The organism is Pandoraea sp. XY-2, from assembly GCF_004193915.1.
Classification (GTDB): Bacteria; Pseudomonadota; Gammaproteobacteria; order Burkholderiales; family Burkholderiaceae; genus Pandoraea; species Pandoraea cepalis.
In genome coordinates, this window is the sequence record NZ_CP030849.1 from 1868312 (window position 1) to 1881275 (window position 12964).

Genomic DNA, 12964 nt, shown 5'->3' on the forward strand with positions numbered 1-12964 from the left:
TCAAAGTTCGTGCGCGGTCGGTCAAGCCATCAGGCGTATTTTGCCGGACGTTTCTCAAGGAAGGCACTGATTCCTTCCAGACCGTCCGCATGGTGAAGCGATGCGACGAAGCTATCGCGCTCGGCGCCCAACTGCGAGGTGAGCGTCTCCCGGGCGCCGCTTTCAATGAGCGACTTGATCCGGCCGACGGCGTTCGGCGAGAGCTGCGCGAGATCGGTCGCCCAGTTCAGCGCCTCGGCACGGGCTTGTCCCGGCGCGACCACGCGGTTGACGAGACCGGCCGCGGCCAGGCGTGCCGCCGCGACCGGCTTGCCTTCGAGCAGGATCTCGGTGGCGAGCGGGCGGGGCAGGGCTTGCGAGAGGAACCACGAGCCGCCGCCATCGGGCGTGAGGCCGACTTTGACGTAGGCCATCACGAACTTGGCGTTGTCGGCCGCGACGAGCAGGTCGCACGCGAGCGCGAGCGAGAAGCCCGCCCCGGCGGCGGCGCCCTCGACGGCCGCGATGACCGGCTTCGGACACGCACGCAGCGCCTCGATCCATTCAGCGAGCGCGTCGATGCTTGCCGCCTGTACCGATGGGTCCTTCTGACGATTCTCCAGCAGCCGGTTCAGGTTGCCGCCCGCGCAAAAGAAGTTGTCGGCGCCGGTGAGCACCACGGCGCGCACGGACGGATCGCGCTCGGCCGTGCTCAGCGCTTCGACCCCGGCGGCGTACATGTCGGGGTGCAGCGCATTGCGCGCCCCCGGGTTCGACAGCGTCAGCACCAGCGTGTGGTCAACGCGTTCGGCAAGCAGTTCGGCGCTCATGTGGCGAGTCTCCAGATCACTGTTCTTCGGTCAGCAGCGACACGCCCAGTTGCGCGCGGCGCGTGAGCCACGGCGACGGACGATAGCGCTGATCGCCATAGAATGATTGCAGATTGCGCAGCACGGTAAGCAGTTGGCGTGCGCCGACGGCATCGCCGAGTGCGAGCGGCCCTTTGGCGTAGCCCAGGCCCAGCGTCACGGCGCGATCGATGTCGCCGGGTGCCGCGATGCGTTGCTGCGCGATGTCGGCGCCGATGTTCACGATGGTGGCGATCACGCGCTGTGCGACGAAGCCCGCCGAGTCGCGAATCACCGTCGCGGGAGTGCCGCCGTGCGCAAACAGGGCGTGTGCGGCGTTGCGTGCTTCGGGTGTCGTGATCGGCGTGGTCATCAGCGTGTGGCGCTTCGCGCCGGCGAGCGGCAGCAGCGTGTCGACGGCCACCGTGCGCGCCGCGTCGAGTCCCTGTTCAACGGCGCAGGTCGTGGCGTCGAGGCCGAGCGGCGTGACAACGATCAGCGCCGTTGCCGATGGCTTGTCGCCGCTTTCGAGGGGCACGCCCGTCGCGCCGAGCAGTTCGACCACGGCCGCGAAGCCGCGCGTATCGGCCCGGCTCACCCAGACGCTGGCGGGCAGGGTGTCGGGCGCCGGGGCTTCAGGCGGCACTTGCTGTTTGCCGTCGACATAGCGATAGAAGCCTTCGCCGACCTTGCGGCCCAGCAGGCCGCCCGCGAAGCGTACCGCTGTGATCGGCGACGGACGGAAGCGGGCTTCTTCGTAGAACTGGTGGTAGATCGATTCCATCACCGGGTGCGAGACGTCGAGTGCCGTGAGATCGAGCAGTTCGAACGTGCCAAGACGAAAGCCCGCCTGCTCGCGCAGGATACGGTCGATGTCAGCAAAGCTCGCCACACCTTCACTCGCCACGCGCAGGCCTTCGGTGTTCATGCCGCGCCCGGCGTGGTTGACGATGAAGCCCGGCATGTCCTTGCAGCGCACGGCCGTGTGCCCCATGCGCTGACCCAGCGCGAGCAGCGCATCGCCGACTTCGGGGGCGGTGCGCAGGCCGTCGATCACCTCCACCACCTTCATGAGCGGTACCGGGTTGAAGAAGTGGTAGCCGGCCACGCGCTCCGGGCACTCGCACGCGGCGGCGATCGCGGTGATCGATAGCGACGACGTGTTCGACGCGAGAATCGCGTCTGCCGCGACGATGCCCTCTAGCGAGCGGAACAGATCGCGCTTGATGTCGAGTTTTTCGATAATGGCTTCGACTACGAGTTGGCAATCGGCCAGATCCTCAAGGACGCTGCATGCCTGCAGACGGCCCATCGTCGCCTCGACACTCGACGCTTCGATCTTACCCTTCGCGGCGAGCTTGTCGAGCGTGTCGCGCAGGGTGCCCAGTGCGGCTTGCACGGCGCTGGCGTTGGTGTCGTAAAGTTTCACGCGCAGGCCAGCCTGCGCGGCGATCTGTGCGATGCCACGGCCCATGGCGCCGGCGCCGACGATACCCAGCACGTCGATAGTCTTGCCGGGGGCGTTCGCGCAGGCCTGGGAGGAGGATGCAGTCATTCGGAGTGTCTCGAAATGGGGGTCGATGGTCGTCGATCGGTGTCGCGCGATGGGCGCGCCCGGCGCTGGCACGGCGGGGATGCAACATTCTATCGTCCGACCGGTCGGTCTGGAAATGAATTTCCTGACGACTCGCCGAGCGATGCAAACCGGTGCCCATCACGCGTTGGCGCTATTGTCGCCGATCTTGCCGCGGCTGCCAGCGCTTGTTCCGCTGGGCGGTCGGCCGGGGGCGTAGTGCATCGGACCGTTCTTGGACCTGCCGTTGGGCCGAGAGGCAGATTTCGGGACATCTTCCCGTATGCGTGTCTCACGACCGATCGTGCGATGCCGTTACACTGCGGGTGGCCGCCAGTCGCGTCGGCGGCACGCATCGCCAAGGTTGACCCCGTGGCTCTCGCTGCATGACGTGAAGAGCGTGTGGATCGACAACGATGCTGCAACCGTCGCACCACCGTCGCGCGATCGGCCGACAACGACGCGCTACCGCTCCATCGGCGGCAGCGCACCAGGGACGCATCATGACACTGCACACGTGCCGCGGCCTCGGCCACAACCGAGGCGCTAGCCGTGACGCATCGGAGACATCATGTTGAAGCTGTACGGTTTTCCCATCAGCAACTATTACAACAAGGTCAAGGTAGTACTGTATGAGAAGGGCTTGGCATTCGAGGAGTCGGAGTCGATTCCCTGCCAGGATGAGTCGCTGCTGCAATGCTCGCCGCTCGGCAAGGTGCCGTATCTGGAAACGGAACAAGGGTTCCTGTCCGAGTCGCAGGTGATCTGCGATTTCCTCGAAGCGACGCATCCGTCGCCCGCGCTTTTCTCGAAAGATCCGTGGCGGCAGGCGAAGGAGCGCGAACTGCTCACGATGGTGGAGTTGCACCTGGAGCTGGTTGTGCGCGACATCTACGGGCAGGCGTTCTTTGGCGCGACGGCCTCGGATGGCACGCGCCAACGCACCGAGAAGCTGCTGCGCCGCAACATCGTGGCGTTCAAGCGGCTGGCGAAGTTTGCGCCTTACCTTGCCGGCGATACCTTCTCGATGGCCGACGTCGCCGCGGGCATCCATCTGCCGATCCTGGGGATGGCCACGCAAGCCGTGTATGGGGAGGATTTCCTGCAAGCGGCCGGCATCGACTGGAAGGCGTATGGCAAGGGGCTCGCCGAACGCGAGTCGTTCCAGCGCATGCGCGCCGAGCAGAAGGCGTACCAGCAGGCACAGCAGGCAAAGAAGGCGGGGTAATTCCGCCGAGCCTGCCACCGCCGCGCATCACGCGCCGAGGCAAAAACGAAAGGGCAGCGATTTGAAAAAGATCGCGGCCCTTTTAGCGTCTTGCTGACGCGGTTCGCGTCAGATCTTGGCGAGTCGTGTCAGCGCCTCGCGCAGCGTGTCGTCCTGCTTGGCGAAGCAGAAGCGCACCACGCCGGATTCATGCGGCTCATGGTAGAACGCCGAGACGGGAATCGCTGCCACGCCGATCTCGCCGGTCAGCCACAGCGCGAAGTCGGCTTCGCTCATGTCGCTGATCGCGCTGTAATCCACGCACTGGAAGTAAGTGCCTTCGCACGGCAGCAGCTTGAAGCGCGTGCCCGCTAGCCCTTCGCGGAACAGGTCGCGCTTCTTCTGGTAGAAGCCCGCAAGTTCGAGGTAGGGCGCGGGGTCGCGCATGTAGTCGGCCAGACCGACCTGCATCGGCGTGTTGACCGTGAACACGTTGAACTGATGCACCTTGCGGAATTCGGCCGAGAGTGACGCCGGCGCCGCCACGAATCCGACCTTCCAGCCGGTCACGTGATACGTCTTGCCGAAGCTCGACACGATGAAGCTGCGGCGCGCGAGTTCGGGATGGCGCGCCACACTCTCATGCCGCTTGCCGTCGTACACCATGTGTTCGTAGACCTCGTCCGAGATCAGCAGGATGTCGGTGCCGGCCACGATCTCGGCGAGCTTCGCGAGATCGTGTTCGTGCCACACGGTGCCGCTGGGATTGTGCGGCGTGTTGAACAGGATGAGACGCGTGCGCGGCGTGATCGCCGCCGCAAGCTTGTCGAACGGAATGCGAAACTCGGGTGCGTCGAGCGTGATGAACACCGGCTTGCCACCGGCCAGCTCGATCGAGGGCACGTAACTGTCATACGTCGGCTCGAACACGATCACCTCGTCGCCCGGATGCACGCACGCGAGAATGGCCGTGAGCAGGGCCTGGGTGGCACCGGCCGTCACCGTGATTTCCGTGTTCCAGTCGTAATGCTGCCCGTACAGCTTGCCGATCTTGTCGGCGATCGCCTGACGCAGTGCCGGTACGCCGGCCATCGGCGGGTATTGGTTGTGGCCATCGCGCATGGCTCGCGAGACGGCATCGACGATCTTCGGATCGCACGCGAAATCGGGGAAGCCCTGCCCGAGGTTCACCGCCTGCTTCTCGGCGGCGAGCGCCGACATCACGGTGAAAATGGTGGTGCCGACGTTCGGCAGACGTGACGCAAGCGGCGGGGCGACCAACGCCTGAGCGGCGGGCGCGACAGATGCGGTGTGGGGCGCGTTCATGTAGGCAGTGGACGATGCAGTGATCAGGCCGCCATTCTACCGCCGCTGCGCCCGGCCTGCGGGCGATGCCGGAGGTTGGGCCGCGTTTTCGGACATGCCGCGGCCATGCGTCCGCCGATTCCGATCGGACTTTCGGACATTACCCGTTCGCATTGAGCAGCGACGCGAACGCGCTCGCCGTCACGATGCGAAAGCCGAACTGGCGTGCCACCCGGCTGCGCAGCTTAAGCACTGCTTTGTCCTTGCTGACGAGCCAGTGTGCATGACCGTCGCGTGCGGCCTCGAGGAATTTCTGATCGTCGCGGTCGCGGCACAACGGCAGCGGGGCGCCCGGCGTGGCGTCTTCCGGCACGACAATGCGATGCGTGTTGGCGTCGACCCAGGCGAGCGCGGCGTCGTTGTCGATTTCGCGCGACGCGAATTGCGGATAAGTAAGCACCACGGCGAGTTCGTCACGGCAGCGCGACGCCATGAGCGCCGTGAGGCGGCGCTCGACGAGGGCATCGCGCAGTGCTCGCACAATGGGGTCGTCAAAGACGAGCAGGTCGATCCAGACATTGGTGTCGAGCACCACGCGCGGTGGCGTGGCGAGCGTATCGAGATGCTCGGCGAAGGCCCGTTCGGCGGGCGTGGCAACAGCGTTCTGAAGCATTGGATAGAATGTCGGTTTCTCGTTTTCGCAGGGACGCTGCACCCGATATGATAATTGTTCTCTCGCCGGCCAAATCGCTCGACTACGAAACGCCGCCGCACGTGAGCACGCACACCGTGCCACAGTTCGTCGACGACGCGGCCGAACTGATCGACGGTCTGCGCGAACTGAGCCCGGCACAGGTGGGCTCGCTCATGAGCATTTCCGATCAACTTGCCGCGCTGAACGTCACCCGCTACGCCGACTGGAACGCCCGCTTCGACACGAGCAATGCCAAGCAGGCCGTGCTGGCCTTCAACGGCGACGTCTACGAGGGCCTCGCGGCCCGCACCCTGAGCGCCACGCAGCTCGACTTCGCCCAGAAACATCTGCGCATTCTGTCGGGCCTGTACGGCGTGCTGCGCCCGCTCGATCTGCTGCAGCCCTATCGTCTGGAGATGGGCACGCGCTTTGCCAATAAGCGCGGGCGTGATTTGTACGCGTTCTGGGGCGAGCGTGTGACGCAGACGATCAACGCGTCGCTCGCGGAGCACGCCGAGACGCGTCGCGTGCTCGTGAACCTGGCGTCCGAAGAGTATTTCAAGGTCATCAAGCGCCGTCTGGTGGCGGCGCCGGTGATCACGCCGGTGTTCGAGGACTGGAAGAGCGGCAAGTACAAGATCATCAGCTTCTATGCCAAGCGCGCGCGCGGCCTGATGGCGCGTTACGCCATCGAGCGCGGCGTGACCGACGTGCAGCAGCTCAAGGCCTTCGACAGCGAAGGCTACGCGTTCGACCACACGGTTTCGAACGATGCGCTTTGGGTCTTCCGCCGTCGCGTGGCCTGAGGTTCGTGAGCCTTCGACCCTGGGCAAGTGTCCCGGGGTTTTTGATTTCCGCCAGCGAGACAAGTCATGACCGTCCAGATCAGCAGCAAGTTCGATAGCGGCGCCATCGAAGTGGTGAGTGCCGAGCGTGCCGACGACATTCACGTGCGCATTGCCCGGGACGGTGCCGCCGAATTTGCGCAGTGGTTCCATTTCCGTGTGCAGGGGGTGGGCGGTACGCCGTGCCGAATCGTGTTCGATAACGCGGGGCAAACCTCGTATCCGCGCGGTTGGGAGAACTACCGCGCGGTGGCGTCGTACGATCGCGTGAACTGGTTCCGCGTGCCGACCTCGTACGACGCGAAGGTCATGACGGTGTCGTTCACGCCGGCGCATGACAGCGTGTATCTCGCGTATTTCGAGCCGTATGCCGAGGAGCGTCACCTGGCACTGCTCGGCACGGCGCAGAACTCGCCGAGGGTGAGTTCGCGCTCGTTGGGGCAAACCGTCGACGGGCGGGATATGACGTTGCTCACCGTGGGCGAACCGCGCGCGGGCAAGCGCAATCTCTGGGTGATCGCGCGTCAGCATCCCGGCGAGACGATGGCGGAGTGGTTCGTGGAAGGGCTCTTGCGCCGCCTGCTCGGGGCGGGCGACTGGGCGGGCGACCCGCTCGCCACGGCGGTGCTCGACGAAGCGGTGCTGCATATCGTGCCGAACATGAATCCGGACGGCTCGGCGCGCGGCCATCTGCGGACCAATGCGGTGGGCGCGAATCTCAATCGCGAGTGGCTGGCGCCGGACCCGATGCGCAGCCCGAGGTGTATCACGTGCGCGCAGCCATCGAGACGCTCGGCTGCGACATGTTCTTCGACATTCACGGCGACGAGGCGCTGCCCTACGTATTCCTGGCGGGCAACGACGGCGTGGAATGGGCGACCGACGAGACACTCGCGCGCGAGAAGGCCTTCGGCGAGCGCCTGAAGGCGGCGAGCCTCGATTTCCAGGACAGGTTCGGCTATCCGCCGGGCAAACACGGGCCGGACTCGCTCAAGCTCGCGTCGAAGTGGGTCGCCCATCGCTTCGGCTGCCTGTCGCTCACACTCGAGATGCCGTTCAAGGACAACGCGAACCGTCCCGATCCGCACGTCGGGTGGAGCGGCGCGCGAAGCGCCGCGTTGGGCGCGTCGATGCTTGCCGCGATCTGGGCACAGATGCAGGCCGATAACGCGTGAGAGGGGAGGGACGGTCAGCGCGAGCGCCGACCGTCACCCGGCGCTCAGTGCGATTTCTTTTTCGTCGCGGTCTTCTTGGTGCTGCTCGACTTCGCCGACGACTTGCCGCGCGACGCCTTGGACGAGGTGCCATGCCGGCCCGATTTCGCGGCCGCGTGCTTCACCTTGCCGTGCGAGCTGCCGCGTTTGGCACGCGTCACCGGCTGTTCGACCTGTGATAGCGGCGACGTATAGTTGAAGCCCATCATGCGACCGTCGGCGTAGCCGCAGCGAATATGGATGTTGTCCGTTTGGCCGCTGGTGCGCTTGCCGACGCCGTCGAGTTCGACCATCTGCGTGACGTCCACACGTTGCTTGTGGTCGTCAAATGGCCCTGACCACGGCAAGACCTTGGCATGCTCCGAATCGAGCGCGTTCTCGGCATACTCGACGCTCTCGTATCCGGGCAGCGTGGCAACGACGAAACTGGCGTGCGCGGCGCAATCGGCCACCAGCGGATCGGCGTGACGCGTGTTGACGAACTGCTCAACCAGCGCGCGATGTTGTTCGAGGGTGAAGGCCTGTGCCGGGGCCGCAACGGCGCACAGGCAAAGAGGGACAGCGACGGACACGACGGACGCGACGGATGCGATGGGGGCTGCCTGTGCGGCTGCGACGACCTGTCGCGCGGCGCGCATCACGACGCCGGCGGCGCGTTGAAAAAATCGATTTGACATTGCTTGAAGTATTCTCGGGGGCGCTAAGGCATTGCAGAGCAATGCGGGCATGCGATGACCCATCGTAGGAGTCTTCGGCACGCGCCGCTCGCGAAGAGGCTTGACCGCATTATGATAGACAACGGCAAAGCGGCTCCCATCTTAACCGAAAAAAAGTCGCCGACGCCCGCCGGGTAAGCCCTCGGACGTAACAGGACTGACCGCGAAAGTTACAGAGCGCTACAATGCGGGCCTGACCGACGCGTCGCCGCGCAGAAAACCTCGCGCATGCGGCAGGCACGCCTTTCGTTCGCCCCGCGTTTCTTCATTTCAGCATGTTCGCAAATTCACGCACCGTGGCCAGTGCTCAAACCGGCCCGCACGACAGACTGGCGGCGCTCGTCAGACGTCATCGCGACGCGGTCTTTCGCAAGCCGCTCGCCGCCTATAGCGCGGGGGCGTTCGAGGCCGCCATCGTCGCGTGGCGCAGCGCCGGCGCCGCACCGCTGATCATTGATGCAGGATGCGGTGTCGGCGAAAGCACGTTGCGGCTGGCCACGCAGTTTCCCGATCACTTCGTCATTGGCATCGATCAATCGGAGAGCCGCATCGTGCGCGGCAAGGATTGGTGGGGCGGGGCGTGGCCCGAGAACTTCGTGTGGGTGCGGGCTGATCTGGTCGACTTCTGGCGGCAACTGTTCGAGGCCGGCATTCGCCCGGCACGTCATTACCTTCTCTATCCGAACCCGTGGCCGAAGATCGGCCAACTCGCCCGACGCTGGCATGCCCACGCGGTGTTCCCCACGGTGGTGGCGCTCGGCGGCGTGCTGGAGTGCCGCAGCAACTGGGATCTCTACATCGAGGAAATGGCGTTGGCCGTCGAGTGGCTCAGCGGTGTGCGCCCGGCCGTGGAGGTCTGGACGCCTGAGGGGGGCGTCGCTCCCATGACGCCGTTCGAGCGCAAGTATCTGGCATCGGGACATGGGCTGCATCGATGTGTCGTGACGTTGCCGTCGTCGTTGCCATCGGCGCCGGGTGACAGGTGGAGCACGCCGAACGCGTCGCCCAAATAAAATGGCCGCGCACTGATCGGGCACGGCCATTGTCTTGCTGTCGTCGCGCGTCGCTTCGACACGCCGCCGATCAGTGGAAATGCGGACGGCTCGGTTCGGCGTCCTCCGGCATTTCCGCATGCACGATTTCGCCCACCGGATCCGGATACAGCGGCACGCCGCAATCGTCGCAATACTCCGGATCGAAGCGCCCCGGGTGCTTGCGAATCTCGGTCACACCGCAGGCCTTGAGCAGATCGGCGACTTCCTCGAGCGCGCCGCCTTCGATCTCGCCATTCTCGCGACCGTAGAGCGGCCACACGACCCCATAGATGACGTCGTTGCTGCCCCGCTGCGTGAAGCCGATGCGGTACTCGTCAATGTTCTGCTCGCCGAAGCCCGCCACCACGGCGCGCAACTCGGCCGGCGTGAGGGTGAGCACGTCTTCGAGATAGCGCAGCGCCGTGCGGATCGTGTGGGGCCGGATGCGCTCGTCGGCTTCGCGGCAGCTCGCATAATAGGCGTCGGGCAGCAGGCACTCGATTTCGCAGCCGGGTAGCAGTGCATTGAGGTTCGGGCCGCCCTGCGTCGACCATGCCTCCTGGCATTGGCCGCGTTCGGCGTGGCGCGCCCCTTCTTCCTGCCAACGGAACATCGGCGCGCCCTTGGGTACGCTGACGGCCGCGAGCAGGAAGCGCGGGTCGGCGAGAATCGGGGCCGTTTCCGGCAGGTCGCTGCCGGGTTGCTTGACTTCGGTGTTCTCGACCGCCGCGCGTACCAATTGCTGTGTGACCTTCCACGACTCGCAGTGCGTGCGCGGCAGTTGGTCGATGCTGTAGAGATACGGCGAAATGGTCACGCGCGCCGGTTCGGCCAGCACGTGAGCGTGCAGATGCGCGCGAACGGGCATGAGCGCGTCGGCTTTCACCGGCCCCGAGGGAATCGCGTAACGGGTCCAGGCGAGGATGGGGATGGCGACGAGCAGACCGTCCCACACCTGACCTTCGGCTTCCGGTTCGGCGGATTCGCTTTGCGACTCGATCAGATCGGCGAGCGCGCCATAGGCCTCGCTGTGGTTGGCCTGAAGATGGTCGAGGGCGGCGTCGATGGCCGGTTGGTTACCGGTGCGCAGCACGCGCGTGAGCAACGTGTCGAGCTGGGCCTCCCAGAAGCGGTCTTCGATACGGCTGCCGGAGGCAGCGAGCGCGAGCGCATGGCCGACCAGCTTTTCAGCGTCGGGCGTCAGTCGTTTGGCGGTGCGTGAGCGCATAGTCGTGCAAAGCAGAAATACATGGACTCACGATTGTACGGCATGCGTGAACGCGATTGATGGGACGCGCGCACCTATTGCATCGTGCCGGCCCTGAAAATGACGATATGGCGCGGCCTTGGCGCCCCGGGCCGTCAGAAATCGAACGCGAGATTGGCGGGCGCCGAGAGTCGGGTTCGACGCGTGGCCATCTGGGTGGCGCCTGTCACCGGGGCCAGCGCGGCCCCTTCCAGCGAGAGCAAGGCAAGCTTGCGCTCGACGCCGCTGGCGTAGCCGGTGAGCGTGCCGTCTGCGCCGATCACGCGGTGGCAGGGCACGATGATCGCGATCGGATTTCGGCCGTTCGCGGCACCGACCGCGCGCGATTTGTTGAGGTCGCCCAACGCGTGCGCGAGGTCGCCGTAGCTGCGCGTCTCGCCAAACGGAATGCGTTGCAGTTCGGCCCAGACGCCTTGCTGAAACGGCGTGCCGTGCGCCGCCAGCGCCAGATCGAAGGTGCGCCGTCCTTCGTGAAAATACTCGTCGAGCTGGCGCTTCGCGTCACGCAGGACCGCGACGTCGGCGCCATCGCGGCGCGTGTCGCCCGCTTGCGGAAAATACTTCTGATGCGAAAAATACACGCCGGTGAGGGCGTCGCCGTTGGCGACGAGCAGCATGTCACCCAGCGGGCTGTCGTAATACGTTTCGTAGTGGGTCATGCGCACACCTCCTGCAAAGTCTCGACCGGCTGGCCCGCCGGTCCCTGTGCTGCCGCGCGCCAGACGTGCAGCGCAGCATACGCCCGCCATGGCGCCCATTGTGCCGCCCGCGCGGCGACCGCACGGCCATCGGCTGCGCCCAGTGCCTGACGCAGGACCAGATCGTCGACGGGCATCGCATCGGGCGAGCCGAGCGCGCGCATTGCGATGTACTGCGCCGTCCAGGGGCCAATGCCCTTGATCGCGAGCAAACCGTCGAGCGTGGCGTCCAGCGGTACCAGGGGATCGAGCCGCAAGCGGCCGTTGACCATCGCTTGTGCGACCCCGTGAATGGCGGCGATACGACTTCGAATGATACCGGCTTCGCCGAGGGCGTCGGGGGCGACGGCGAGGAGTTGCGCGGCACTTGGAAACGTATGCGTCAGCCCGTGCGCGGGGCGGGCAGTGGCGTGCCGAAGCGTTGCGCGAGCCGGCCGAGCAAGCGTCGCGCCCCTTTGACGGTGATCTGCTGGCCGACGATGGCGCGCACGGCGATCTCGAAACCGTCGACCGCCCCCGGCACGCGCAGGCCGGGCGTCGCCGCGGCGAGTGGGCCGAGGTGCGCGTCGATCACGTCTGGACGCGCGCCGAGATCGAACAAATGTCGAAGCTTGGCCAGCACCTGCGGCACGCTGCCGGCCAGCGTGGGCGGCAATGTCACCTGAAGCGCATGGCGATCCGGCAGTGGGGTGACGCGACACCAGCCCGAGATCGTCTGTCCGTCGGGCTGTTCAAGGCTCAGCGTACGGGTGTAGACGTCGTCATCGCGTCGCTCGACCCCTTCGATGGCGCGCTCGCCGAGAAAGTCGAGCAGGGCGTGCCAGGCGAGGGGCGGACGATACGCGAGCTGGAACACGAGATCGCTGCCGCGCAGGGCGTCGTGGTGGGCGTTCAGGCGGAGCCGGCCGGGGGGAAGCCGTAGCGGGTCTTGAAGAGTCCGTTGAAGCGCCGAACGCTGCCAAAGCCGGCGGCGAGCGCAACGTCGGTGACGGGCATGGCCGTATCGGTCAGCAGACGTTTGGCGAGCAGGAGTCGTTGCGTCTGCGCGTACTCCACGGGGGAGACGCCGAATTCGTCAGCGAAGATGCGGCGCAGGTGACGTTCGGTGATGCCGATTCGGTCCGCGAGGGCAGGGAGGCTGGCGTGATTGAGGAAGCCTTCGTCAATCATGGCGGCTGCGGCGTCGGCGAGTTCGCGGGTGGCGTCGAAACGGGCGAGGCCGGGCGCGAGTTCGGGACGGCATTTCAGGCACGGACGAAAGCCAGCCTTCTCTGCGGCGGCGGCGCTGCCATGGAACGAGCAATTTTCAAAGCGGGGCGTGCGCACGTTGCACACCGGCCGGCAGTAGATGCCGGTCGATGACACGCCGACGAAGAACCAGCCGTCGAAGCGCCGGTCACGGGCGGAGACGGCCTTGTAGCAGACTTCTGGGTCGAGGGGCATGGACATGGGGCGGCGTGGGTCCGGCGGCACGAGGTCAGAGACTATGCCTGCCACTCTACGCGCGAGGCGCATGAGGTGCTAGTCATTTTCGGACATGACAGCGACACATCCCCCCAACAAGACAAAACCCGGCACGGGGCC

10 protein-coding genes and 2 pseudogenes are annotated in these 12964 nt (G+C 65.8%); 4 read left to right on the top strand and 8 right to left on the bottom strand.

All coding sequences use genetic code 11. The features are described 5' to 3' along the window. Window positions 1-29: 29 nt before the first annotated feature. Together DRB87_RS08560 and DRB87_RS08565 are read right to left on the bottom strand one after the other, a co-directional pair. Entirely contained in the window at window positions 30-809 is a 780-nt protein-coding gene (locus DRB87_RS08560) for an oxepin-CoA hydrolase, alternative type (protein WP_130025600.1), read from the bottom strand. Between the two features lie 16 nt (window positions 810-825). Next, on the bottom strand, window positions 826-2382 hold the full coding sequence (locus tag DRB87_RS08565) for a 3-hydroxyacyl-CoA dehydrogenase (protein ID WP_130025601.1): 1557 nt from the start codon (window positions 2380-2382) through the stop codon (window positions 826-828). A gap of 589 nt (window positions 2383-2971) precedes the next feature. Here DRB87_RS08565 and DRB87_RS08570 point away from each other — a divergent pair. Beyond that, a complete protein-coding gene (locus DRB87_RS08570) occupies window positions 2972-3628 on the top strand; it encodes a glutathione S-transferase (RefSeq protein ID WP_130025602.1) in 657 nt (218 codons plus the stop codon). A gap of 108 nt (window positions 3629-3736) precedes the next feature. Here DRB87_RS08570 and DRB87_RS08575 read toward each other — a convergent pair whose 3' ends face one another. After that, window positions 3737-4933, bottom strand: coding sequence for a pyridoxal phosphate-dependent aminotransferase (locus tag DRB87_RS08575; RefSeq protein ID WP_240756230.1), 1197 nt, complete (start codon window positions 4931-4933; stop codon window positions 3737-3739). A gap of 139 nt (window positions 4934-5072) precedes the next feature. Continuing rightward, window positions 5073-5585 carry a putative toxin-antitoxin system toxin component, PIN family gene (locus DRB87_RS08580; RefSeq protein WP_130025603.1) on the bottom strand — a complete coding sequence of 171 codons (513 nt, stop codon included), beginning with the start codon at window positions 5583-5585 and terminating at the stop codon, window positions 5073-5075. A gap of 47 nt (window positions 5586-5632) precedes the next feature. Between DRB87_RS08580 and yaaA the strand changes: the two genes are divergently transcribed. Both yaaA and DRB87_RS08590 read left to right on the top strand, forming a co-directional pair. Next, a complete protein-coding gene (yaaA, locus tag DRB87_RS08585; protein WP_130025604.1) occupies window positions 5633-6412 on the top strand; it encodes a peroxide stress protein YaaA in 780 nt (259 codons plus the stop codon). Between the two features lie 66 nt (window positions 6413-6478). Then, a pseudogene (locus tag DRB87_RS08590) lies at window positions 6479-7626 on the top strand (M14-type cytosolic carboxypeptidase). Between the two features lie 44 nt (window positions 7627-7670). Here DRB87_RS08590 and DRB87_RS08595 read toward each other — a convergent pair. Then, window positions 7671-8342: a BspC domain-containing protein gene (locus DRB87_RS08595; protein ID WP_130025605.1), complete on the bottom strand. Its 672-nt coding sequence runs from the start codon at window positions 8340-8342 to the stop codon at window positions 7671-7673. A gap of 314 nt (window positions 8343-8656) precedes the next feature. Here DRB87_RS08595 and DRB87_RS08600 point away from each other — a divergent pair, with 314 nt between their 5' ends. After that, entirely contained in the window at window positions 8657-9394 is a 738-nt protein-coding gene (locus DRB87_RS08600; protein WP_130025606.1) for a tRNA (guanosine(46)-N(7))-methyltransferase TrmB, read from the top strand. A 70-nt stretch (window positions 9395-9464) separates the two neighbouring features. On the opposite strand, the gene DRB87_RS08605 is transcribed toward DRB87_RS08600, so the two are convergent. The 3 genes and pseudogenes from DRB87_RS08605 to DRB87_RS08615 form a co-directional block, all read right to left on the bottom strand. Next, a complete protein-coding gene (locus tag DRB87_RS08605) occupies window positions 9465-10643 on the bottom strand; it encodes a DUF2863 family protein (protein WP_017233045.1) in 1179 nt (392 codons plus the stop codon). 134 nt (window positions 10644-10777) lie between these two features. Next, window positions 10778-11341, bottom strand: a complete 564-nt coding sequence (locus DRB87_RS08610; RefSeq protein WP_130025607.1) for a methylated-DNA--[protein]-cysteine S-methyltransferase — start codon at window positions 11339-11341, stop codon at window positions 10778-10780. Then, window positions 11338-12823: pseudogene (locus DRB87_RS08615) on the bottom strand (AlkA N-terminal domain-containing protein). The gene DRB87_RS08610 and the pseudogene DRB87_RS08615 overlap by 4 nt, the downstream one beginning before the upstream one ends. Window positions 12824-12964 lie beyond the last annotated feature (141 nt).

Bases quoted from the DNA above. Each gene is read 5' to 3' on its own strand.
- DRB87_RS08560 (WP_130025600.1), bottom strand. From the start codon at position 809: ATGAGCGCCGAACTGCTTGCCGAACGCGTTGACCACACGCTGGTGCTG.
- DRB87_RS08565 (WP_130025601.1), bottom strand. From the start codon at position 2,382: ATGACTGCATCCTCCTCCCAGGCCTGCGCGAACGCCCCCGGCAAGACT.
- DRB87_RS08570 (WP_130025602.1), top strand. From the start codon at position 2,972: ATGTTGAAGCTGTACGGTTTTCCCATCAGCAACTATTACAACAAGGTC.
- DRB87_RS08575 (WP_240756230.1), bottom strand. From the start codon at position 4,933: ATGAACGCGCCCCACACCGCATCTGTCGCGCCCGCCGCTCAGGCGTTG.
- DRB87_RS08580 (WP_130025603.1), bottom strand. From the start codon at position 5,585: ATGCTTCAGAACGCTGTTGCCACGCCCGCCGAACGGGCCTTCGCCGAG.
- yaaA (WP_130025604.1), top strand. From the start codon at position 5,633: ATGATAATTGTTCTCTCGCCGGCCAAATCGCTCGACTACGAAACGCCG.
- DRB87_RS08595 (WP_130025605.1), bottom strand. From the start codon at position 8,342: ATGTCAAATCGATTTTTTCAACGCGCCGCCGGCGTCGTGATGCGCGCC.
- DRB87_RS08600 (WP_130025606.1), top strand. From the start codon at position 8,657: ATGTTCGCAAATTCACGCACCGTGGCCAGTGCTCAAACCGGCCCGCAC.
- DRB87_RS08605 (WP_017233045.1), bottom strand. From the start codon at position 10,643: ATGCGCTCACGCACCGCCAAACGACTGACGCCCGACGCTGAAAAGCTG.
- DRB87_RS08610 (WP_130025607.1), bottom strand. From the start codon at position 11,341: ATGACCCACTACGAAACGTATTACGACAGCCCGCTGGGTGACATGCTG.